The 21,818-nt window shown below is 67.2% G+C and carries 21 protein-coding genes; 15 read left to right on the top strand and 6 right to left on the bottom strand.

Annotated elements, in window-relative coordinates:
• Positions 1–5 precede the first annotated feature (5 nt).
• From rpe to secG, 14 genes are all read left to right on the top strand, one after another.
• Positions 6–668 carry a ribulose-phosphate 3-epimerase gene (gene rpe / locus NUW87_RS01160; RefSeq protein WP_269026899.1) on the top strand — a complete coding sequence of 221 codons (663 nt, stop codon included), beginning with the start codon at positions 6–8 and terminating at the stop codon, positions 666–668.
• The gene (gene ribD, locus NUW87_RS01165; RefSeq protein ID WP_269026900.1) at positions 665–1,663 is read left to right on the top strand and encodes a bifunctional diaminohydroxyphosphoribosylaminopyrimidine deaminase/5-amino-6-(5-phosphoribosylamino)uracil reductase RibD; all 999 of its coding nucleotides are present in this window, start codon (positions 665–667) and stop codon (positions 1,661–1,663) included. Before rpe ends, ribD begins: the two co-directional genes overlap by 4 nt.
• The gene (locus tag NUW87_RS01170; RefSeq protein ID WP_269026901.1) at positions 1,644–2,231 is read left to right on the top strand and encodes a riboflavin synthase; all 588 of its coding nucleotides are present in this window, start codon (positions 1,644–1,646) and stop codon (positions 2,229–2,231) included. Before ribD ends, NUW87_RS01170 begins: the two co-directional genes overlap by 20 nt.
• A gap of 11 nt (positions 2,232–2,242) precedes the next feature.
• On the top strand, positions 2,243–3,496 hold the full coding sequence (locus tag NUW87_RS01175) for a bifunctional 3,4-dihydroxy-2-butanone-4-phosphate synthase/GTP cyclohydrolase II (RefSeq protein WP_269026903.1): 1,254 nt from the start codon (positions 2,243–2,245) through the stop codon (positions 3,494–3,496).
• Positions 3,497–3,519: 23 nt separating this feature from the next.
• The gene (gene ribH, locus NUW87_RS01180; RefSeq protein ID WP_194559317.1) at positions 3,520–4,005 is read left to right on the top strand and encodes a 6,7-dimethyl-8-ribityllumazine synthase; all 486 of its coding nucleotides are present in this window, start codon (positions 3,520–3,522) and stop codon (positions 4,003–4,005) included.
• Between the two features lie 77 nt (positions 4,006–4,082).
• Positions 4,083–4,616, top strand: coding sequence for a PH domain-containing protein (locus NUW87_RS01185; protein ID WP_269026904.1), 534 nt, complete (start codon positions 4,083–4,085; stop codon positions 4,614–4,616).
• Between the two features lie 3 nt (positions 4,617–4,619).
• Positions 4,620–6,680 carry an excinuclease ABC subunit UvrC gene (gene uvrC, locus NUW87_RS01190; protein ID WP_269026905.1) on the top strand — a complete coding sequence of 687 codons (2,061 nt, stop codon included), beginning with the start codon at positions 4,620–4,622 and terminating at the stop codon, positions 6,678–6,680.
• A gap of 54 nt (positions 6,681–6,734) precedes the next feature.
• Complete coding sequence (gene rapZ, locus NUW87_RS01195) at positions 6,735–7,646, top strand: RNase adapter RapZ (protein ID WP_269026906.1); 912 nt, start codon at positions 6,735–6,737, stop codon at positions 7,644–7,646.
• 34 nt (positions 7,647–7,680) lie between these two features.
• On the top strand, positions 7,681–8,646 hold the full coding sequence (locus tag NUW87_RS01200) for a gluconeogenesis factor YvcK family protein (protein WP_269026907.1): 966 nt from the start codon (positions 7,681–7,683) through the stop codon (positions 8,644–8,646).
• A 50-nt stretch (positions 8,647–8,696) separates the two neighbouring features.
• A complete protein-coding gene (whiA, locus tag NUW87_RS01205) occupies positions 8,697–9,665 on the top strand; it encodes a DNA-binding protein WhiA (RefSeq protein WP_239218139.1) in 969 nt (322 codons plus the stop codon).
• Between the two features lie 238 nt (positions 9,666–9,903).
• Positions 9,904–10,914, top strand: a complete 1,011-nt coding sequence (gene gap / locus NUW87_RS01210) for a type I glyceraldehyde-3-phosphate dehydrogenase (protein WP_063936750.1) — start codon at positions 9,904–9,906, stop codon at positions 10,912–10,914.
• A gap of 91 nt (positions 10,915–11,005) precedes the next feature.
• Complete coding sequence (locus tag NUW87_RS01215) at positions 11,006–12,217, top strand: phosphoglycerate kinase (RefSeq protein ID WP_269026908.1); 1,212 nt, start codon at positions 11,006–11,008, stop codon at positions 12,215–12,217.
• Between the two features lie 14 nt (positions 12,218–12,231).
• A complete protein-coding gene (gene tpiA / locus NUW87_RS01220; protein ID WP_269026909.1) occupies positions 12,232–13,005 on the top strand; it encodes a triose-phosphate isomerase in 774 nt (257 codons plus the stop codon).
• Between the two features lie 81 nt (positions 13,006–13,086).
• Positions 13,087–13,323: a preprotein translocase subunit SecG gene (gene secG, locus NUW87_RS01225; protein WP_070473991.1), complete on the top strand. Its 237-nt coding sequence runs from the start codon at positions 13,087–13,089 to the stop codon at positions 13,321–13,323.
• A gap of 34 nt (positions 13,324–13,357) precedes the next feature.
• On the opposite strand, the gene pgl is transcribed toward secG, so the two are convergent.
• From pgl to tkt, 5 genes are read right to left on the bottom strand one after another with little or no spacing between them, the layout of a single operon-like run.
• Entirely contained in the window at positions 13,358–14,041 is a 684-nt protein-coding gene (gene pgl / locus NUW87_RS01230) for a 6-phosphogluconolactonase (protein ID WP_269026910.1), read from the bottom strand.
• Positions 14,031–14,960, bottom strand: a complete 930-nt coding sequence (locus NUW87_RS01235; RefSeq protein WP_269026911.1) for a glucose-6-phosphate dehydrogenase assembly protein OpcA — start codon at positions 14,958–14,960, stop codon at positions 14,031–14,033. Before NUW87_RS01235 ends, pgl begins: the two co-directional genes overlap by 11 nt.
• A gap of 17 nt (positions 14,961–14,977) precedes the next feature.
• Positions 14,978–16,516: a glucose-6-phosphate dehydrogenase gene (gene zwf / locus NUW87_RS01240; RefSeq protein WP_269026912.1), complete on the bottom strand. Its 1,539-nt coding sequence runs from the start codon at positions 16,514–16,516 to the stop codon at positions 14,978–14,980.
• Position 16,517: 1 nt separating this feature from the next.
• Complete coding sequence (gene tal / locus NUW87_RS01245) at positions 16,518–17,609, bottom strand: transaldolase (protein WP_269026913.1); 1,092 nt, start codon at positions 17,607–17,609, stop codon at positions 16,518–16,520.
• Positions 17,610–17,618: 9 nt separating this feature from the next.
• A complete protein-coding gene (gene tkt, locus NUW87_RS01250; protein WP_269027019.1) occupies positions 17,619–19,790 on the bottom strand; it encodes a transketolase in 2,172 nt (723 codons plus the stop codon).
• Positions 19,791–19,946: 156 nt separating this feature from the next.
• On the opposite strand from tkt, the gene NUW87_RS01255 reads away from it, so the two are divergent.
• Positions 19,947–20,864: a heme o synthase gene (locus NUW87_RS01255; protein WP_269026914.1), complete on the top strand. Its 918-nt coding sequence runs from the start codon at positions 19,947–19,949 to the stop codon at positions 20,862–20,864.
• Here NUW87_RS01255 and NUW87_RS01260 read toward each other — a convergent pair.
• Positions 20,861–21,817, bottom strand: a complete 957-nt coding sequence (locus tag NUW87_RS01260) for a quinone oxidoreductase family protein (protein ID WP_269026915.1) — start codon at positions 21,815–21,817, stop codon at positions 20,861–20,863. The two genes, NUW87_RS01255 and NUW87_RS01260, sit on opposite strands and share 4 nt — an antisense overlap.
• Position 21,818: the final 1 nt, after the last annotated feature.

Genomic DNA, 21,818 nt, shown 5'->3' on the forward strand with positions numbered 1-21,818 from the left:
GACCCATGATTCAGATCGCCCCATCAATTCTGGCCGCGAACTACGCCGCGCTCGGCGACGACGTGCGCAAGGTGGCTAACGCGGACCTGATCCACGTGGACATCATGGACGGCCACTTCGTGCCCAACCTCTCCTTCGGCCCGGACGTGACCAAGGCGGTCAACGGGGTCACCGACCAGTTCCTGGACATGCACCTGATGATCGAGGAGCCGGAGCGCTGGTTCGAAACCTACGTCAACGCCGGCGGCGATCGTCTCGTGTTCCACGTCGAAGCCGTGGGCGACCACGTCGCGGCCGCGAAGCAGTGCCGCGAGCTGGGTGTGCAGTCCGGATTTGCAATCAAGCCCGGTACAGCCATTGAGCCGTACCTGGACGATCTGGAACACTTTGACCAGGTCATGGTCATGAGTGTGGAGCCCGGTTTCGGCGGCCAGAAGTTCATGCCGGAGGTGTTGGGCAAGGTGATGGCGCTGCGCGACCGCATCAAAGAGGCGGGCCTGGACACCATCATCGGCATTGACGGCGGCATCGCGGGCGCGACCATCGCGCAGGCTGCGGAGGCTGGCGTGGATGCGTTCGTGGCCGGTTCCGCGGTCTTCGGCGCCGACAACCCGGCAGAGGCGGTGGAGCGCCTGCGCGAGCTCGCCCGCGAGGCGAAGCAAGGGTGACGGAGGAACTCGGCGCCATCTCCGCCGCGATCGAGGCGGGCGAATCCGTCCGCGGCACGACCTCGCCCAACCCGCCGGTAGGCTGCGCGCTTGTCGACGCCTCCGGTGAACTCATCGCCACCGGCGCGACCTCGCCGGCAGGCGGGCCGCACGCGGAGATCAACGCCCTTGAACAGGCGGGAGAGCGCGCCCGGGGTGCCACCGCCGTGGTGACCCTGGAGCCGTGCAACCACACCGGCCGCACCGGCCCCTGCTCGCAGGCACTGGTGGAGGCGGGGATCACACGCGTGGTGTACTTCACCGCCGACCCGAACGAGGCAGCCGCCGGCGGGGCCGAGTACTTGCGCGCCCACGGCGTGGAGGTGGACTTCCAGCCGGTGCGGGTCGCGGCGCTGCAGCCCTGGCTGCGCTCGGTGCACCTGGGCCGCCCGAGCGTGACGCTGAAGTTCGCCTCCACGCTCGACGGCTTCACCGCCGCGGCGGACGGCACGAGCAAGTGGATCACCGGCGAGGATGCCCGGGAGCTGGTGCACGCCGACCGCGCGAAGCTCGACGCGATCATCGTCGGAACCGGCACCGCTATCGCCGACAACCCGTCGCTGACCGCGCGGTTCCCGGACGGCACCCTGCGCGAGCACCAGCCGCGCCGCGTGGTGGTCGGCTCTCGGGAGGTGCCCGAGGGCAACCTCACCCGCTTGGGCTTCAAGCAGTACGCCACACCCCAGGAAGCGCTAGAAGCGCTGTGGGAGACCGGTGCGCGCGACGTGCTGGTGGAAGGCGGCGCGTCACTCGCCGCGAGCTTTCTCGAGCTGGATCTGGTTGACGCGGTGCAGGCCTACATCGCGCCCGCGCTCCTCGGCGCCGGCCGTGGGGTACTGGACCGCGCCATTGCAGACACTATCGCCGACGCCCGCCGCTTCCGCACCACGCTCGTGCGACCGGTGGGAAACGACGTGTTCATAGAAATGGAGAGAGATGTTTACGGGACTCGTTGAGGAAATCGGGGTGGTAGAAGAGCTTGAGCAGCTTGACGACGCCGTCCGGATCGCCGTCCGCGCCCCCAAAGTCACCGAAGATGCCGCACCCGGCGACTCGATCGCCGTGGACGGGGTGTGCCTGACGGTGGTAGACAACGTCGACGGCACCTTCACCGCGGACGTGATGCGCGAAACCTTGAACCGCTCCCGGCTCGGCACCTACGAAGCCGGTTCCAAGGTGAACCTCGAGCGGGCGCTCGCCGCGGGTCAGCGCATGGGCGGCCACATCGTCCAGGGCCACGTCGACGGCGTGGCAGAGGTGGTCTCGCGCACCCCGTCGGAGCACTGGGAAGTCGTGCGCTTCACGCTGCCGCGCCAGCTTTCCCGCTACGTCGTCGACAAAGGCTCCATCGCGGTCAACGGCACCTCGCTGACCGTCTCGGCGGTGGGTGAGGGCTACTTCGAGGTCTCGCTGATCCCAACCACGCTGCGCGACACCACCGCCGGCGCGCTCGCACCCGGCGACCCGGTGAACCTGGAGGTGGACATCGTGGCCAAATACGTTGAGAAAATGGTGCAGGGATAGGCTTGGACGGTATGACGTTGAATACGGTCGAGGAGGCTCTGGCCGCCATCCGCGCTGGCAAGAGCGTTGTTGTGGTGGACAGCGAGGACCGCGAGAACGAGGGCGACCTCATCTTCGCCGCCGAGGACGCCACCCCGGAACTGGTTGCCTTCATGGTGCGCCACACCTCCGGCTACATCTGCGTGTCCATGTCGGACGAGCGCGCCACCGCGCTCGAGCTGCCGCCGATGGTGGCGAACAACCAGGACCTGCACGGCACCGCGTACGCCGTCACCGTGGACGCGGCCACCGGCACCACCGGCATCTCCGCGCGCTCGCGCGCAACGACGATCGCCTTGCTTGCCGACGACTCCGCCACCGCCGCGTCCTTCACCCGCCCCGGCCACGTGGTGCCCCTGCGCGCCAAAGCCGGCGGCGTGCTGGAACGTCCCGGCCACACGGAGGCGGCCGTGGACCTGGCGCGGCTCGCGGGCAAGACTCCGGTTGGTGCGCTGTGCGAGATCGTCTCCGAGGACGACCCGACGGACATGGCGCGTTTCGACGAGCTGCGCCGGTTCGCCGACACCCACGGGCTGCCAATGATCTCCATCGAGCAGCTGGCTGAGTACCGCCGCCACCACGAGCGAACCGTCGAGCGTGTCACGCAAGCGAAGCTTCCCACCGAGTTCGGCGAGTTCACCGCGGTGGGCTACCGCGACACTGTCTCCGGGGTGGAGCATGTGGCGTTGGTTGCCGGAGGCGTCGACAAGCTTGCGCATGCCTCCGACGTACTGGTGCGGGTGCACTCCGAGTGCCTTACCGGCGACGTGTTCGGCTCCACGCGCTGTGACTGCGGCCCGCAGCTGCGCGAGTCCATGCGGCGCATCCAGGCCGCCGGCCGCGGTGTGGTGGTCTACCTGCGCGGGCACGAGGGCCGCGGCATCGGGCTGATGGCGAAACTGCAGGCCTACCGGCTGCAGGACGCGGGCCTGGACACCGTGGACGCGAACCTGGAGCAGGGGCTGCCGGCGGACGCACGGGAATACTCCGCGGCAGGGCAGATCCTGGCGGATCTGGGAGTGGACACCCTCGAGCTGCTCACCAACAACCCGGACAAATCCGACGCGCTGGCGGGTTACGGACCCGAGGTGGCGCGCCGCAGTAGGATCGAGATCGTTCCCACACACGACAACATCGAGTACCTGCGCACCAAGCGCGACCGGATGGGCCACGACCTGCCTGGCGTAGCCGAGTGGCTCCACGCCCATCCGGGGTACGGAACTTAAAACGGACCCAAAAGGAGCTGTAAGTGGCATCGAGCGGAGCACCCGAGGACTATTCCATACAGGCGGAGGGCATGACCATCGCCGTGGTCTACACCCGCTGGAACGACAAGATCGTCGACCTGCTGCGCGCCGGCGCGCGGGATGAGGCCCGGGAGCTCGGCGTAAAGGTGGAGGAGTACGCCGTCGCAGGTGCCCTCGAGCTGCCGGTGGTTGCGCAAGCCTGCGCCAAGCGTTACGACGCCGTGGTCGCCCTCGGCTGCGTCATCCGCGGCGAAACGGCCCACTTCCAGTACGTGTGCGACTCCGTGACCGCCGGACTGACCCGCGTGGCGCTGGACGAGCAGACCCCGGTGGGCAACGGCGTGCTCACCGTGGACGACGAGGACCAGGCCTACGAGCGCGCCGGCGGCGAAGACGCCAAGGAAGACAAGGGCGCCGAGGCCATGCGCGCCGCCGCTGGCACTGCCGCGGAGCTGCGCAAAGTTCGCGCTCTGCCGTTGAAGGGTTAAGGTAACTCGGAGGACGTGGGGCGGCCTTTGGGACGTCGACACGCAACAATGCTCGAGCGCTTGTAAGGAGTAAGGCAGTGGCTGAACAGCACCAAACCGCGGGACTTTCGGACCGGGACGAGGTTGCCTACCTCAACGCGCTCGACCCGCACGCCACCACCACCACGAAACCCTGGGAACTCGAGCTGACCTCGAAGTTTCTGCGCAAGGTGGCCGTGGGTTGGATTGTTCTGGTCATGGCTGTGCACGTGTTCATGTCCTGGGCCGTGGACGCCGAGTTCACCGGCGTAGCCATCACCAGCATGGACAAGTTCGCCTTCATCGGTGTCGGCCTGATCATCTCCGTGCTGTCCTGGATCGCGCTGACGCGCCCGCGGGTGCGCGCGAACGAGGACGGCGTGCAGGTGCGCAACATCATCGGCACCCGCTTCTACCCGTGGGCCGTGATCTACGGGCTGAGCTTTCCCAAGGGTTCGCGCATGGCCCGCCTTGAGCTGCCGGAGTTCGAGTACGTGCCCCTGTGGGCCATCCAGTCCGGCGACAAGGAGCACGCCTTGAAGGCCGTGGAAGAGTTCCGCGCGCTCGAAGCCAAGTACATGCCGCAGGACTAAGCGTTGGCGGACCCGCAAAGCTACCGCCCGGCGCCGGGCACCATCCCGACCGACCCCGGGGTATACAAGTTCCGCGATCGCGACGGCCGCGTCATCTACGTGGGCAAGGCGAAAAACCTGCGCGCGCGTCTGAACAACTACTTCCAGCCGCCGCACACGCTGCACCCGCGCACCCGCCAAATGGTCTACACCGGCGCCTCCGTGGAGTGGACCGTGGTGGCCTCCGAGGTGGAGGCGCTGCAGCTGGAGTACACGTGGATCAAGCGCTTCGACCCGTGGTTCAACGTGATGTACCGCGACGACAAGACGTACCCCATGCTCGCGGTGAGTGTGAGGGAGCGCTACCCGCGCGCGTTCTTCTACCGCGGGCCGAAGCGCAAGGGCGTGCGCTACTTCGGGCCGTACTCGCACGCGTGGGCGGTGCGCGAAACCCTCGACCTGCTCACGCGAGTATTTCCCATCCGTACCTGCTCCAATGGCGTGTTCAACCGGCACGAGTCGCTGGGGCGACCGTGCCTGCTCGGCTACATCGACAAGTGCGCCGCCCCGTGCGTCGGGCGCGTGGACGAGGCCGGCTACGACGAGATCGTGCAGGGCTTTTTGGGCTTCATGTCGGGCCGCACCGACCAGCTCGTGCGCGGGATCACCGCGCAGATGCAGGAAGCGTCCGAGAACTTGGAGTTTGAGAAGGCCGCCAGGCTTCGCGACGACCTCGGCGCTGTAAACAAGGTCATGGAACGCCAGACTGTGGTTTTGGGGCAGGACACCGACGCCGACGTCATCGCCTTCGACACCGACGAGCTGGAAGCGGCGGTGCAGATCTTCAACGTCCGCGACGGGCGCATCCGCGCCCAACGCGGCTGGGTGGTGGAAAAAACCGGCGACGAGCCCGGAGCCGCCGAACGTCTGGAGGAGGGGCAGGCCGACCCGACCCTGCCGACGCTGATGCAGAACTTCCTTGTGCAGTACTACTCCGACGCGGTGGATCGTGTGCGCCAGGAACAGGAGGAGGACCGCACGATTGAGGCGCAGAAGGTGCGCCGCCGCGGCGTGGACCAGGAGTCGCGCGCGAAGGCAAAGACGCCGATGCCGGTGCCGCGCGAGATCCTCGTGGAAACGCTGCCGGCAGAGCTGCCCGAGGTCGCCGAGCTGCTCGCGGAGTTACGCGGCGGCCCGGTGGAGATCCGCGTGCCGCAGCGCGGCGACAAGCGGGCGCTGATGGAGACGGTGCACAAGAACGCCTCCGAGGCACTGCACCAGCACAAACTCAAGCGCGTCGGCGACCTCACTGCTCGCTCTCAGGCGCTGCAGGACATCCAGGACGCCCTCGGCATGGACGAGGCGCCGCTGCGCATCGAGTGCACCGACATCTCGCACATCCAGGGCACGGACGTGGTGGCGTCGCTCGTCGTGTTCGAGGACGGCCTGCCCAAAAAGAACGACTACCGCCGCTACCGCATCAAGGAGGCCGCCGGCGACGGCCGCTCCGACGACGTCGGCTCAATCGCCGAGGTGACACAGCGCCGCTTCAAGCGCTACAACGAGGACAAGCTGGCGAATCCGGACGAGGTCGCAGATGCGCAGACCTTCGCGGACGAGGCGGACGAATCCACCGGGGCGAAGCGCTTCGCCTACCCGCCGCAGCTGTTCATCGTCGACGGCGGCAAGCCCCAGGTCAACGCCGCGCAGGCCGTGTTCGACGAGCTGGGCATCGTGGACGTGCAGCTCATCGGGTTAGCCAAGCGGCTGGAAGAGGTGTGGGTGCCGGACGACGACGAGCCGATCATCCTGCCGCGCAACTCCGAGGGCATGTACCTGCTGCAGCAGATCCGCGACGAGGCGCACCGCTTCGCCATCACCTACCACCGCCAGCAGCGCTCCAAGCGGATGCGTGCCTCCGCGCTGGACGCGGTTCCGGGGCTTGGCCCCGCCCGTCGCACGGACCTGGTCAAGCACTTCGGGTCCGTGAAGAAGATCAAAGAGGCCACGGTAGAGGAGATCCAGCAGGTCAAGGGCGTCGGCCCGAAACTCGCGGAGACTATCTACCAGCACCTGCACCAGTAAAAGCAGACTGCTAATCGACGGCGCTGCGCCCCGTCCTTGTCTAGGATGATGCCTATGCCCACGACATCCTCCGCACACGCATTGCCCCAGGAAGATACCGCGACACCGATGCGGCCCGTGATCATCACGGGTCTATCCGGCGGCGGCTTGTCCACGGCAGCGAAGGTCTTCGAGGACAAGGGCTTTTTCGTCTCCCAGAACCTGCCGCCGCAGCTGATTCTGGAGTTGGTCGACTTGGCCGCCGCGGACGATTCCCCGGTGGAGCGGCTCGCGGTAGTCAGCGATATCCGCGCGGCGAAATTCAACGGCGCGCTGCTTAGCACCATCGCGACGATCCGGGAGCGCGGCCACGAGCCGTTCGTGCTGTTCTTGGAGGCTCGCGACGACGTGCTCATCCGCCGCTTCGACTCGGTGCGCCGCACCCACCCTCTGCAGGGCGACGGCACCCTGCAGTCCGGCATCGAGCACGAGCGGGAGGAGATGGAGGACCTGCGCGCCGCCGCGGACGTCATCATCGACACATCCAACTTGTCGGTGCACGACCTGCGCCGCGCGGTGGAGGCCTCCGTCGGCGAGCTGCCGGTGGGCCGTCAGCACGTCACCATCGAATCCTTCGGGTTCAAGCACGGCTCGCCGCGCGACGCTGATATTGTGCTTGACGTTCGTTTCCTGCCTAACCCGTACTGGGTGGAGGAGCTCCGGGAGTTCCGTGGCGTCGACCAGGCGGTATCCGACTACGTGCTCAACCAGGACGGTGCCCGCGATTACGTGGACAACTTCGTCGAACTGCTTTCCAGCACGTTGCGCGGCTACCGCCACGAGGGCAAGGATTTCATCACCGTCGGCATCGGCTGCACGGGCGGGCACCACCGCTCGGTGGCGGTGGCGGAGGCCGTCGGGAAGCGATTGCGGCAGCAGGGCAAGGTGGATGTCAACGTGATCCACCGCGATCTTGAGCGCCACTAAGCGAGTCGGTTAGGCCGTAAGAAAGAAGGGTCCATTGAGCCATACGTCGTTCACCTGCCTTGGGGGAGGGCACGGCCTGTACCAGACGCTCACCGCTGCGCGTGAGGCTGGCGCGTCCAAGATTAACGCTGTGGTCACCGTCGCGGACGACGGCGGCTCCTCCGGCCGTCTGCGCCGCGAGATGGAGATCGTTCCGCCGGGAGATCTACGCATGGCGCTCGCGGCCTTAACTGCCGACGGTGAGGGCGGCGCTCAGTGGCGCGACACCCTGCAGCACCGCTTCGGCGGGCACGGCGCCATGGCTGGCCACGCGCTAGGAAATCTCCTGATCACGGGGCTGGCGGAGCGCCTCGGCGACACCCAGGCAGCGCTGGACCAGGTTGCGGAGTGGACCGGATCGGCCGGCCGCGTGATCCCGGTGTGCCCGCAGCCGCTGGACATCGAGGCGGACGTGGCGGGCCTTGACGACGACCCGCGCGTGCTGCGCTCCGTGCGCGGACAAGTGGCGGTGGCTACGACGCCCGGGGCGGTGCGGCGCGTTCGCCTTACCCCGGCCCAGCCGGCGGCGAGCGAGGCGGCGGTGCAGGCGATCATGGACGCAGACGTGGTGACCATCGGCCCCGGCTCCTGGTTCTCCTCGGTGATCCCGCACATCCTCGTGCCCGACATCGCGGAGGCGCTCAACGAAACCTCGGCGACGGTGGTGGTAATCCTGAACCTTTCGCCGGAGGCGGGGGAGACCCACGGGTTCACCACCGAGCGGCACATCCACGTGTTTTCCCAGCATGCCCCGCAGCTGCACGTGGACTACTTCCTCGCCGATGAGAACACCGCCACCTCCGAGGGCGAGCGCGATAACATCGCGCGCGCCGCCTCCCGTCTCGACGCCGAGGTTGTCTTCGCTCCCATGCGCGAAGTGGACGCCGAAGGCGCCCCGCTGAACCGCCACGACCCGACGCATTTGGCAGCTGCACTCAAGGCCCTCCGGCCGGCACGCTAGAATGCTGGGCGGTTCAAAGCTTCAACACACATAAACGAGGGGAGGCGCCGGTGGCGCTTACGGCGAAGGCCAAGGACGAACTCCTGCGCGCCACCGGTGGCGGTCTCGAGGCGCGCGCGGCGGAGGCGACCGCGTTGATCCGGTTCGGCGGGGAGCTCCAGCCGTCCGAGAACGGAGTCGCGATCGTTGCCGACTTCGAGGAGGAGGCGGTTGCCCAGCGCCTCGCTGTCACGCTGACAGACCTGTGCGCAGTCGAGGCGAGTGTGGAACTGCTCCCGCCGACGTCTGGAAGCCGCGAGTCCCGCTACGAGGTGCGTGTCTGCGACGGCGCCGCCGACGTCATCCGCCGCCTGAAGCTGGTTACCGCGTCCGGGCACCCAGTGGTGGGGATGCCGCGCCAGATCATCTCCGGCGACATGTCCGGGGTGGAGGCCGCGTGGCGCGGCGCATTCCTCGCCCGTGGGCGCCTGGCCGAACCGGGCCGGACTGCCAGCCTCGAGGTCGCCTGCCCGGGCCAGGAGGCGGCGCTTGCGCTTGTGGGGCTTGCCCGCCGCATGGGGCTGACCGCCAAGACGCGTGAGACCCGCGGCATCGAGCGGGTGACGCTTCGCGACGGCGAAGCCATCGGCATCCTGCTGAGCCGCATGGGCGCGCCGGCCACCCGCATCGAGTGGGACACCAAGCGGGAATCCCGCGCCGTGAAGGCGAAAGCCAACAGCAGGCTCGCCACCTTCGACGACGCGAACACCCGCCGCTCGGCCCAGGCCGCGGCGGCGGCCGCCGCTCGCGTGGAGCGCGCCATGGAGATCCTCGGCGACGACGTTCCGGAACACCTCGCCGAAGCCGGTTTCCTGCGCGCGGAGCACCGCCACGCCTCCCTGGAGGAGCTGGGGCGCTTGGCGGAACCGCAGATGACCAAGGACGCCGTGGCCGGGCGCATCCGGCGGCTGCTCTCACTTGCAGACAAACGCGCCGCCGAACTGGGCGTGGAGGACACGCACGGGAGCCCGACCACCTAAAACCCGCGAGAGTGATGCACTTCATAATGGGTTCTTGCGGCCCGCGTCGGGGGTAGAAGCGACGGGAAAAGCTCCCCCTGGCGCTCGAAACCGGGCATAAACCAACATCTGAGGCGGGTGCTGATTGCGGTTAGCACCCCTGGTTTCGTCGATAGGCAAAAAGCTCTCTGCAGGTGAGAGACCTGCTCATTACACTCGGGGGTGGACCGACAGACCACGAGCACGAGGAGTGTTGACTGTGACTACCCGCATTGGCATCAACGGTTTTGGCCGCATCGGCCGCGCAGCGCTGCGCATCATCGAGGACGAGTACAAGGGCGAGCTCGAGGTTGTGAAGATCAACGATCTCACCGACAACGAGACCCTGGCGCACCTGATGAAGTACGACACCGCGTACGGCCAGTTCAACCACGAGATCGAGCACGACGACGACTCCATCACCATCGACGGCCGCCGCATCGAGGTCTCCGCGGAGAAGGACCCGGCAAACCTCGCATGGGGCGACGTCGACGTGGACATCGTGCTCGAGTGCACCGGCGTGTTCCGCAAGGGCCCGCAGGCCAAGGCGCACATCGATGCTGGCGCGAAGAAGGTCATCATCTCCGCACCGGGCAAGGAAGTCGACGGCACCTACGTCTGGGGTGTCAACCACACCGACTACACCGGCTCCGAGGAAGTCATCTCCGCTGCGTCCTGCACCACCAACTCCCTGGCACCGGTGGCCAAGGTGCTCGACGAGGCCTTCGGCATCGAGCGTGGTCTGATGACCACCATTCACGCCTACACCGGCGACCAGCGCCTGCAGGACGCGCCGCACAAGGATCTGCGCCGCGCCCGCGCCGCTGCCCAGAACATCGTGCCCACCACCACCGGCGCCGCCAAGGCCGTCGGCCTGGTGCTGCCGAACCTGGACGGCAAGCTTGACGGCTTCGCCATGCGCGTGCCCACCATCACCGGCTCCGCCACCGACCTCACCGTCACCCTGAACAAGGAGACCACCGTTGAGGAGCTCAACGCGGCGGTGAAGAAGGCGGCCGAGGACGCCGAGTTCGGTCTGGCGCTGAAGTACACCGAGGACCCGATCGTCTCCTCCGACATCATCGGCAACCCGCACGGCGCCATCTTCGACGCGGGCATGACCCGTGTGAAGGACGGCAACCTGGCCAAGATCATCTCCTGGTACGACAATGAGTGGTCCTACACCGCCCAGTACATCCGCCTGACCAAGTTCGTGGCGGACAAGCTCTAAAGGCTTCGGTCTCTGGGCCCGTGGTGTCTTCCGGCACGGCGGGCCCGTTTTTCATACGATGGTGAGTGTCTACAGAGCAAAGGAGATACCTATGACCAAGAACTTGCAGCAGCTTCTCGACGAAGGCGTGGACGGCCGCCACGTCCTGGTGCGGTCCGACTTCAACGTCCCCCTGGATGATGAGGGCAACATCACCGACGCCGGCCGCATCGACGCCTCCCTGCCCACCTTGAAGGCGCTGCTGGACGGCGGCGCCAAGGTGATCGTCATGGCGCACCTGGGCCGCCCGAAGGGCGAGGTCAACCCGAAGTTCTCCCTCGCCCCGGTGGCGGAAGCGCTGTCCGAGCGCCTGGGCCAGTTCGTGCCGCTGGCGGGCGACGTCTCCGGCGAGGACGCCCACGAGCGCGCCAACGGCCTGACCGAGGGCGAAATCCTCCTGCTCGAAAATGTCCGCTTCGACGCACGCGAGACTTCCAAGGATGAGGCGGAGCGCACCGCGTTCGCCGAAGAGCTTGCAGCACTCGCCGCCGACAACGGCGCGTTCGTCTCCGACGGCTTCGGCGTCGTGCACCGCGCGCAGGCCTCCGTCTTCGACGTGGCCAAGAAGCTTCCGGCCTACGCCGGCTACCTCGTGGACAAGGAGGTAGCGACGCTGTCTTCCGTGAAGGATGACCCGCAGCACCCGTACGTGGTTGTGCTGGGCGGCTCCAAGGTTTCCGACAAACTCGGTGTGATCGAGGCGCTGGCGGAGAAGGCCGACAAAATCATCATCGGTGGCGGCATGTGCTACACCTTCCTCGCCGCACAGGGCCACAACGTGCAGAAGTCGCTGCTGCAAGACGACATGGTGGATACCTGCAAGGAGCTCATCGAGCGCTTCGGCGACAAGCTTTTGCTGCCGGTGGACGTCGCAGCCGGCGCGGAGTTTGACAAGGACACCGAGAAGAAGATCGTCGGTCTGGACGAGATCCCGGAGGGCTGGATGGGTCTGGACATCGGCCCGGAGACCGCCAAGATCTACGCTGAGGCCATCAAGGACTCCAAGACGGTGTTCTGGAACGGCCCGATGGGCGTGTTCGAGTTCCCGAACTTCGCGGACGGCACCAAGGCTGTGGCCGAGGCCATGATCGCGGCGACGAAGGACAACGACTCCTTCACCGTGGTCGGCGGCGGCGATTCCGCGGCGTCGGTGCGCACCCTCGGCCTGGACGAGGGCGGCTTCAGCCACATCTCCACCGGCGGCGGCGCCTCCCTCGAGTTGATCGAGGGCAAGGAACTGCCGGGCGTTTCCGTACTGAACTAGGAGGTTTGCTACCTATGGCACGCACGCCACTTATCGCGGGCAACTGGAAGATGAACCACGATCACCTCGAGGCCATCCAGAGCGCCCAGAAGCTCGCCTTCGCGTTTCCGAAGGACGGCTACGAGTACGTCGACATCGCGCTGACGGTCCCGTTCACGGACCTGCGTTCCATCCAGACCCTGGTGGAGGGCGACAAGCTGAAGATCACCTACGGCGCCCAGGACGTCTCCGAGCACGACAACGGCGCCTACACCGGCGACATCTCCGCGGCGATGCTGGAAAAGCTTGGGTGCTCCTGGGTGGTCGTCGGCCACTCGGAGCGCCGCGAGTACCACGGCGAGACCAACGAGCAGGTCGCGGCGAAGGCCGCCAAGGCCGTCGAGCGCGGCATCGCCCCGATCGTCTGCGTCGGCGAGCCGCTCGAGGTGCGCGAGGCGGGCGAGCACGTCTCCTTCGTGGTGAAGCAGGCGCGCGAGTCGCTCGCGGGCGTGGACCTGTCCAAGGCGGTCATCGCCTACGAGCCGGTCTGGGCGATCGGCACCGGCAAGGTCGCTTCAGCGGAAGACGCCCAGGAGGTCTGCCACGGCATCCGCGAGCTCGTGCGCGAGCTTAGCGACGACTCCGTCGCCGACGCGATCCGCATTCTCTACGGCGGCTCAGTCAAGCCCGACACGGTCGCCGAGATCATCTCGCAGCCGGATGTGGACGGCGGCCTGGTCGGCGGCGCCTCCCTGGACGGGCAGGACTTTGCCAAGCTCGCCGCGGCGGCCGCCAACGCGGTGATGTAAGTCGCTGCTGGGTTCGTATTAGCGGTGGTGTAAGCTCATCGGGAGTTTGCACCATCGCCCATTTTGAAAGGTGTCGCACACATGGCTTTAGCCCTTGAGATTGTGCTGGTGATCGCCGCGATCCTCATGACCGTCTTCGTCCTGCTCCACAAGGGTAAGGGTGGCGGCCTATCCAGCCTGTTCGGCGGCGGCGTCCAGGCAAACCTGTCCGGTTCGACCACGGTGGAGAAGAACCTCGACCGCGTCACCGTGCTGTTGGCCCTGATCTGGATCCTCTGCATCATCGGCCTGAACCTGATTCAGACCTACGCGGTCTAAGCGCGCGGCTCCACGCGCGAAACTAGACGCGAAACTAGAACGGTCCTGTTGCGTCCTTCGTGGCGAACAGGACCGTTTCTTTGCGCCCGATAGCGCCGGCGACCGGCCAGTCGTCGGCGGCCTCGGCGCCGTCGTCGGCATGGCTCGCGGCCTCCGCCTTCTCGGCGCCGGAGACCAGCAGCCACACCCGGTCGGCGGACTGCACCGCCGGCAGGGCCAGGGTGGCGCGCTCGGCGGGTGGCTTCGGCGAGTCCGTCACCGCCACGACCATCGCGTCGCGCTCGCGCACCGCGTCGGTGTGGGGGAACAGGGAGTTGATGTGGCCCTCGCCGCCCATGCCCAAAAGGTGCAGGTCGAAGCCGCCGTCGCCGACGAGGTTGCGGTAGCGCTCCACCGCGGCGTCCATCGGGCCGCCGTCGAGGCCGTAGCCGTGGATGTTCTCCTCCGGGATGTCCACCTTGGACAGCAGCGCCGCCCGAGCTTGGCCCTCGTTGGAGTCGGGGTGGCTGGCGGGCACGTTGCGCTCGTCGCCGAAGAAGACCTCCACACGCGACCAGTCGATGTCCTCGTCAGCGAGGCGCTCTAGCAGGGCGATGCCGGCGGTGCCGCCGGTGAGCACCACACGCGCGGTGCGACCCTCGGCGTGGATGTCTGACATGAGGGCGCTAAACCGTGAGGTTGCTTCGTCGAGAAGCGATGCAAGGTCGTTAAAGCTCATTGTGCACTCCTTGAAGTCCGCGCAGCGCGCGCTCGTAGGTGGTGTCCGGGCCGAGGTGGCGCAAGTCCTCGGCGAGGCTTTCGGCCTCGTTGCGCTCGCCCATCGCCACGAAAGAATCGGCGAGGCCGGGCGCGGAAATGCGCACGGTGTGGCTGTCCTGGACCGCGACCTCCACGTCGCCGCCGTCGCAGTGCAGCACGAGGCGGGCGATGGGGAAGTCTCCGGCCGCCTCGGCTTCGCGGCGGGTGACCTTCACACCCAGGCTGGAGGCGAGCCAGCCCGCGGCGAGATCCACGCTCGGGTCTCCGGCAGCGCCCGCGATCTCGGCGCTGTTCACGCGCGTGCCAGGGTGGCGGTCCAAGGCGGATGCGACGATGCCGCGCCATGGGGTGATCCGCGACCACATCATGTCGGAGTCGCCGTGCTCGTAGCCGTCCGTGAGCTGCTGGAGGGTCACGTCGTTCGTGCCGCGGCGCAGGTTCGTGATGCGGCGTTGCGCGATCCTGCCCAGCTGCGTGCCGGCCGGGTGCTTCGGGGCCTTCTGCGGCCAGCAGGCCACCACGGGGGTATCGGGTAGCAGCAGCGGGGTGACTACGGCTCCCATATGCCCCGTCAGCTCGCCGTACAGGCGCATGACCACGACCTCGGAGGCGCCGGCGTCGGTGGCCACCAGCACCTGCGCGTCGAGGCGGGTGTCGGCCTCCGAGTCGCCGGAGATGAGCACCAGCACACGGGCGGGGTGCTCGAAGGAGGCGTCGCGCAGGGTGGCGAGGGTCTCGTCGATGCTGTCCTCGCGCGAGTCGTCAATAGCCACCAACAGGGTGAGCACGCGCCCAGTGGCAAGCGAGTGGCGCTCGCGCGCGTGGGCGAGCTCGGCGGCGATGGCCTTGGTTGTGGTGTCCGGCAATTCGGTGATCATGCTCGAGCCTTTCGTGCTTATGGACGCCGCCAGGCACGGCCGTCCTTCGACAGCATGCGCTCGGCGGATGCCGGCCCCCAGGTGCCGGCGGCGTAGTCGTCGGGGCTGCCTTGATCGGCCCAGTAGTTCAACACCGGGTCCAGGATCTCCCAGCTGCGCTCCACCTCGGAGTTGGTGGGAAACAGGCTCGATTCATCCAACAGGGCATCGAGGATGAGGCGCTCGTAGGCTTCTGGCGATTGCTCGGTGAACGCCTCGGAGTAGGAGAAGTCCATGTTCACGTCGCGCAACTCCATGCCGGGGCCGGGGACCTTGGAGCCGAAGCGCATCAGCACGCCCTCGTCGGGCTGGACGCGGATGACGACGGCGTTGTTGGTCAGAAGGTCCGTCTGTCCCTGGGAGAACGGCTGGTACGGCGGGCGTTTGAACACCAGCGCGATCTCGGTGACGCGGCGGCCCAGCCGCTTGCCGGTGCGCAGGTAGAACGGCACGCCGGCCCAGCGGCGGGAATCGATCTGTAGGGTGCAGGCCGCGAACGTCTCGGTGGTGGAGTTCGGGTCAAACCCTTCCTCCTCGCGCAGGCCGACCACTTTCTTCGAGCCCTGCCACCCGGCGGTGTACTGCCCGCGCGCGGTGGTTTTGCCGAACGGGCCCACCGCCGAGGTGGCGCGCAGCACCTTGAGCTTCTCGGCGCGCAGCTGGCCGGGGGAAAACGAGGTCGGCTCCTCCATAGCCACCAGGGCGAGCAGCTGGATCAGGTGGTTTTGGATCACGTCGCGGGCGGCGCCGATGCCGTCGTAGTAGCTGGCGCGCCCGCCCAGGCCGATGTCCTCGGCCATGGTGATCTGCACGTGGTCGATGTAGTGGGAGTTCCACACCGGCTCAAACATCTGGTTGGAGAAGCGCAGCGCAAGGATGTTCTGGACAGTTTCCTTGCCCAGGTAGTGGTCGATGCGGAACACGGACCGCTCATCGAACACCGCGCCGACGACCTCGTTGAGCTCCTTGGCAGACTCGAGGTCGTGGCCGAACGGTTTTTCAATGATCACGCGGCGCCACTGGTTCTCACCCTCGTGCGCCATGCCGGAGCGGTCCAGCTGGTGGACCACCTCGGCGAAGAACTCGGGCGGCACGGAGAGGTAGTAGGCCCAGTTGCCTGCGGTGCCGCGCTCGTTGTCGCTGCGTTTGCAGGTGGCGGCGAGCCGGTCGAAGGCGGCGTCGTCGTCGAAGTTGCCCTGGACGAACTCAAGGCCCTCGGCGAGGCGCTGCCAAACATTCTCGTGGAACTCGGTGCGCGCACCCTCGTCGATAGCCTTGCGCACGTACGCCTCGAAGTCAGCCTTGGACCAGTCGCGCCGCCCGTAGCCGACCAGCGTGAACCCGCCGGGCAGAAGGCCTCGGTTGGCCAGGTCGTAGACGGCCGGCAGCAGCTTCTTGCGGGCGAGGTCGCCGGTGACCCCGAAGATCACCATGCCGGAGGGTCCGGCGATCTGTGGGAGACGTTTGTCGGCGGGGGAGCGCAGCGGGTTGGTCCACTGCTGGTGCGGAGAATTCACGTTAGGCGAGCCTAGCAGTCATGGAATCGAGCAGCTCCTGCCACGCGTCCACGAACTTCTCCACGCCTTCGCGCTCCAACACAGCCACCACGTCGTCGAGGTCGATGCCCACGCCGCGCAGCGCCGCGAAGGTCTCGCGGGAGACGGCTTCGGTGCCGGTGAGGGTGTCGCCGTGCACGCCGCCGTCGCGAAGCACGGCGTCGAGCGTATTCTCCGGCATCGTGTTCACGGTCTGCGGGCCGGCGAGCTCGGTGACGTACATCGTCGCCGGGTAGTCCGGGTTCTTTACACCGGTCGAGGCCCACAGGGGGCGCTGGGCGTTCGCATTTGCAGGAAGCTTAGCGACGTCAGCTTCGCCGAACTCACGCTCAAACAGCGCATACGCCAACCGCGCGTTGGCGATGCCTGCCTTGCCGCGCAGCGCCAGCGCTTCGTCGGTGCCGATGGCCTCGAGGCGCTTATCCACCTCGGTGTCCATGCGGGAGACGAAGAACGACGCCACGGAGTGGATGCGGCTGACATCGTGGCCGTTGGCGGCGGCCTTGCGGATGCCGTCTTTGTAGGCGTCGATGACCTGCTGGTAGCGCTCCACGGAGAAGATCAGGGTGACGTTGACGGAGATGCCCTCGGCCAAGGCGGCGGTGACGGCGGGCAGCGACTCGTTGGTCGCCGGGATTTTGATCATGAGGTTGTCGCGGTCCACCAGCTGCCACAGCTCGCGGGCCTGGGCGATGGTCTTTTGCTCGTCGGCGGCGAAGCGCGGGTCCACCTCGATGGAGACGCGGCCGTCCTTGCCGCCGGTGGCCTCGTAGGTGTCGCGAAACAGGTCGCAGGCGTCCTGGACGTCCTTGACGCTCATGGCGTAGACGGCGGCGTCGGCGGTAGTGCCAGCCTGCTTCAGCTCGGCAAGCTGCTCGTCGTAGTGGGTGCCGGAGCCCATGGCGGCGGCGAAGATCGCCGGGTTAGTGGTCACACCAACGATGGATTTCGCGTCCTTCACCTCGGCAAGGTTGCCGGTGGCGATGCGCTCGCGGGAGAGGTCGTCGAGCCAGGTGGAGGTGCCAGCCTGGTACAGATCGTCGATAGCAGTCATGCCGCCACCCTACTTTCCGTCGCCGCGGGTCGGCTCAGCTTCGGTGTCGCCCACGCGCTCGCTCGTGGCCACGCTGCGCTCTTCGCGCACACACTCGAGGGTCTCGCGGGCGGTGCGCACGACGTTGTCGGTGGTGAAGCCGAAGCGCTCGAACAGCTCGGCGCCCGGGGCGGAGGCGCCGAAGTGCTCCAGGGACACGGCGCGGCCGTACTCTCCCAGGAAGCGGAACCACGGCATCGAGGTCGCGGCTTCGACGGACACGCGGGCCTTGACGTCGCGCGGCAGCACGGAATCGATGTAGGCGTCGTCCTGTTCCATGAACCAGTCCATGGACGGCACGGACACCACGCGGGTTGCGGTGCCCTCGGCCTCGAGCGCCTTGGCGGCACCGACGGCGTACTGTACCTCGGAGCCGGAGGCCAAAAGGATCACATCCGGGGTGTCGGCAGACTCCTTGACCAGCACGTAGGCGCCGCGGGCCACGCCCTCGAAGGCCTTCTCCTTAGTGCCTTCGAGCACCGGCAGGTTCTGGCGGGACAGCGCCAGCGCCTTCGGCTGCTCCTTCGCTTCCAGCGCGGCGATCCAGGCAGCGGAGGTCTCGTTCGCGTCTGCCGGGCGGATCACGGCGACATCCGGGATGGCACGCAGGGCGGCGAGGGTCTCCACCGGCTGGTGGGTCGGGCCGTCCTCGCCAAGGCCGATGGAGTCGTGGGTGAACACGTAGTAGCCGTCGATGCCGGACAGGGCGGCGACGCGGATGGCGGGGTAGAGGTACTCGGAGAAGATGAGGAAGGTGCCGCCGTAGACGCGGGTGCCGCCGTGCAGGGCGATGCCGTTCATCACCGCGCCCATGGCGTGCTCGCGGATGCCGAAGTGCAGGTTGCGGCCGTACGGGTCGGCGGAGAACATCTCGGTGGAAATGGAGCGCGGGCCGAAGGACTTCTCGCCCTCGATCAGGGTGTTGTTGGACCCGGCCAGGTCGGCGGAGCCGCCCCACAGCTCAGGCAGCGCGGCCGCGGCGGCCTGGATCGCGGCGGCGGAAGCCTTGCGGGTGGCCACCCCCTTTGCATCCGGCTCCCAGGTGGGGAAGTCCTTCTTCCAGTCCGCCGGCAGCTCGCGGGCGGTGAGGCGGTCCAGCAGCGCTTTGCGCTCCGGGTTCGCCTCGGCCCAGGCGTTGAACTTCTCGTCCCAGGCGGCCCGCTTGGAGGCTGCGCGCTCGCGCAGCTTGCGCGTGTGGGCGATCACCTCGGCTTCTTCAGGGAAGTTCACTGCCGGGTCGAAGCCGAGCGCCTCCTTCACCGCGGCGACCTCGTCGGCGCCGAGAGCTGCGCCGTGGATGGCGCCGGTGTTCATCAGGTTCGGGGCCGGGTAGCCGATCACGGTCTTGACGCGGATAATCGTCGGCTTTGTTGGCTCCGCCTTCGCCTCGGCCACGGCGGCCTCGATGGCGGCGACGTCCTCGCCGGATTCGACGGTGAGGGTCTGCCAGCCGTAGGCGTCGTAACGCTTGAGCACGTCCTCGGTGAACGCGATCTGGGTGTCGTCTTCGATGGAGATGCGGTTGTCGTCCCAGAACAGGATGAGGTTGCCCAGCTGCTGCGTGCCGGCCAGCGAGGACGCCTCCGCGGTCACGCCTTCCTGCAGGCAGCCGTCGCCGGCCACGACGTAGATGTAGTGGTCGAAGGGGGACTCGCCGGCGGGGGAGTCGGGGTCGAACAGGCCGCGCTCACGTCGAGAAGCCATAGCCATGCCCACGGCGGAGGCGAGGCCTTGGCCGAGCGGGCCGGTGGTGATTTCGATGTGGTCGGTGTGGTTGTACTCCGGGTGGCCGGGGGTCTTCGAGCCCCAGGTGCGCAAGTCCTTCAGGTCCTGCAGCTCCAGCCCGAAGCCGCCGAGGTAAAGCTGCACGTACTGCGTGAGCGAGGAGTGGCCGTTGGACAGCACGAAGCGGTCGCGGCCCACCCAATCCTTGTCGGCCGGGTCCACGTCCATCACGCGCTGGAACAAGGTGTAGGCCAGCGGCGCGAGGCTCATGGCGGTGCCGGGGTGGCCGGAGCCGCAGTTTTCCACCGCGTCCGCCGCGAGCACCCTGGCCGTGTCGACGGCGCGGGTGTCGGTCTCGGTCCAGTCCTGCGGGTAGTTGCGCTCGGTCATTGCCTGCAGTTTCGGGGGCAGCGTCATGGGTTCCTCGCTTTCTTTAAGGTCGCACAAAAGCATATCGCTTATCGACGCCTCCGGTTCCACCCGTTCCTCGATTCGTTCCCTCGCGTTGGTTGGGGCTACCATCGTCCGAAGGTATGATTGCCCGCGCCCGACGGCGGTACAAAAAGGAGAGAGTTGTTGGAGACCATCAAGGCATATTTCGCGTTGACGAAGCCGAGGGTCATTGAACTTCTCTTGGTCGCCGCGATCCCCGCGATGCTGCAAGCGCACCGCGGCGAGGTGCACCTCTGGCTCGTGCTGGGCACCCTGCTCGGCGGCTGGATGGGAGCCGCGGCCGCGAACACGTTCAACATGGTCGCGGACTACGACATCGACCAGAAGATGGGCCGCACCCGCGCCCGCCCGCTGGTGCGACACTCGGTGACCAAGCAGAAGGCGGCCGTATTTGCCTGGGTCATGCTGGCGCTGTCCGTGCTCTGGCTCGGAGTGCTGTGCAACTCCTGGCTGGCGGCGTTTTTCATCCTGCTGACCAACTTCTTCTACATCTTCGTTTACACGAAGTGGCTGAAGCGACGCACCTGGCAAAACGTCATCTGGGGTGGCGCCGCCGGCTGTATGCCCGTGATGGTGGGCTGGGCCGTCATCCGCGACAACGTCCACGACGGCTCCGCCGACAACTGGTGGCAGGCCATCGTGCTGTTTTTGATCATCTTCTTCTGGACCCCGCCGCACACCTGGGCGCTGGCCATGAAGTACAAGGACGACTACGCCCGGGCCAACGTCCCCATGCTGCCGGTGGTGGCCTCCGCCGAGGAGACCTCGCGCCAGATCGTGATCTACTCCTGGCTCACCGTGGCGGTGTCCCTGCTGTTGGTGCCGGCCGCGTCCTGGATCTACCTGGCTGCCGCGATCATCTCCGGCGTGGCGTTTTTGGTCATGGCGACCAAGCTGCACCAGGGGATTGTGCGCGGCGAGAACGTCAAGCCGCTGAAGCTGTTCATCCTCTCCAACAACTACCTCGCCGCGCTGTTTCTGGGTCTGTCCTTCGACGCGGTGCTCGGCTGGGAAACCGTGGGCCAGCTGCTGTTCTAGACCTTCAGCACAACCGAGCCGGTGGTTTTACGCGCCTGCAGGTCCTCGTGGGCCTGGCGGGCGTTTTTCAGCTCGTAGGGCGGGTGGACGCGGATCTTTACCGTGCCTTCCTCCACCGCCCGGGCTACGGCTTGGGCGCGCATGAGGAACTCGTCGTCAGTGGCCACGTAGTGCTTCAGTGACGGGCGGGTGAGAAACAGTGCGCCGTGGGCGTTAAGTTCCTGGATTTTGAACGGCTCGACGTCGCCCGAGGCGGAGCCGAAGGAGCACACCAACCCTCGCGGGCGGGTGACGTTCAGGCACATCGCGAAGGTGTCCTGCCCTACGCCGTCGTAGACCACGTCCACGCCGCCGCCGTTTTCGGCCTTGATCTGCTCCGCCAGGTCCTCGCCGTAGCGGAACACCTTGGTCGCGCCGGCCTCGTAGGCGAGCTTCTCCTTCTCGTCGGTGGAGACCACCGAGTACACGGTCGCCTCCTCGGCGGCCGCCATCTGGGTCAGTATCAGCCCGACGCCGCCGGCGCCGGCGGTGACCACCATGGTGTCGCCAGGCTGCGTCTCCCGGACACCGTGGAGCAGGTAGTGCGAGGTCATGCCTTGCAGCAGCATCGAGGCCGCCACTTCCGGTGCCACGCCTTCCGGCACGGCCACCAGACGGTTGCGGTCCACCGCCACCTGCTCGGCGTAGGAGCCTTCGGCGGCGTGCCAGGCCACTAGGGTGCCGGGCGCGATCTTGCCCAAGGGATCTTCCACCACGCGGCCGCAGCCCTCCGTGCCCGGAATGTAGGGCGGATTCGAGGGGTACGTTCCGGAGCGGAAGTAGGTGTCGATGTAGTTGATGCCGGCGTAGGTGACGTCGACAAGCAACTGCCCCTCAGACGGCTGTGGCGGCTCGACGTCCTTGTACTCGAGGACTTCCGGGCCGCCATGGGATGTGACAACGATTGCTTTCATG

Source organism: Corynebacterium pilbarense (genome assembly GCF_026930265.1).
Taxonomy (GTDB): Bacteria; Actinomycetota; Actinomycetes; order Mycobacteriales; family Mycobacteriaceae; genus Corynebacterium; species Corynebacterium pilbarense.

What these genes read in the sequence shown, in the direction of transcription:
- tkt (WP_269027019.1), bottom strand. Translation starts at nt 19,790, where the DNA reads ATGACGCTGCCCCCGAAACTGCAGGCAATGACCGAGCGCAACTACCCG.
- secG (WP_070473991.1), top strand. Translation starts at nt 13,087, where the DNA reads ATGGCTTTAGCCCTTGAGATTGTGCTGGTGATCGCCGCGATCCTCATG.
- NUW87_RS01175 (WP_269026903.1), top strand. Translation starts at nt 2,243, where the DNA reads ATGACGTTGAATACGGTCGAGGAGGCTCTGGCCGCCATCCGCGCTGGC.
- pgl (WP_269026910.1), bottom strand. Translation starts at nt 14,041, where the DNA reads ATGAGCTTTAACGACCTTGCATCGCTTCTCGACGAAGCAACCTCACGG.
- tal (WP_269026913.1), bottom strand. Translation starts at nt 17,609, where the DNA reads ATGACTGCTATCGACGATCTGTACCAGGCTGGCACCTCCACCTGGCTC.
- NUW87_RS01215 (WP_269026908.1), top strand. Translation starts at nt 11,006, where the DNA reads ATGACCAAGAACTTGCAGCAGCTTCTCGACGAAGGCGTGGACGGCCGC.
- tpiA (WP_269026909.1), top strand. Translation starts at nt 12,232, where the DNA reads ATGGCACGCACGCCACTTATCGCGGGCAACTGGAAGATGAACCACGAT.
- rapZ (WP_269026906.1), top strand. Translation starts at nt 6,735, where the DNA reads ATGCCCACGACATCCTCCGCACACGCATTGCCCCAGGAAGATACCGCG.
- NUW87_RS01260 (WP_269026915.1), bottom strand. Translation starts at nt 21,817, where the DNA reads ATGAAAGCAATCGTTGTCACATCCCATGGCGGCCCGGAAGTCCTCGAG.
- rpe (WP_269026899.1), top strand. Translation starts at nt 6, where the DNA reads ATGATTCAGATCGCCCCATCAATTCTGGCCGCGAACTACGCCGCGCTC.
- NUW87_RS01235 (WP_269026911.1), bottom strand. Translation starts at nt 14,960, where the DNA reads ATGATCACCGAATTGCCGGACACCACAACCAAGGCCATCGCCGCCGAG.
- NUW87_RS01170 (WP_269026901.1), top strand. Translation starts at nt 1,644, where the DNA reads ATGTTTACGGGACTCGTTGAGGAAATCGGGGTGGTAGAAGAGCTTGAG.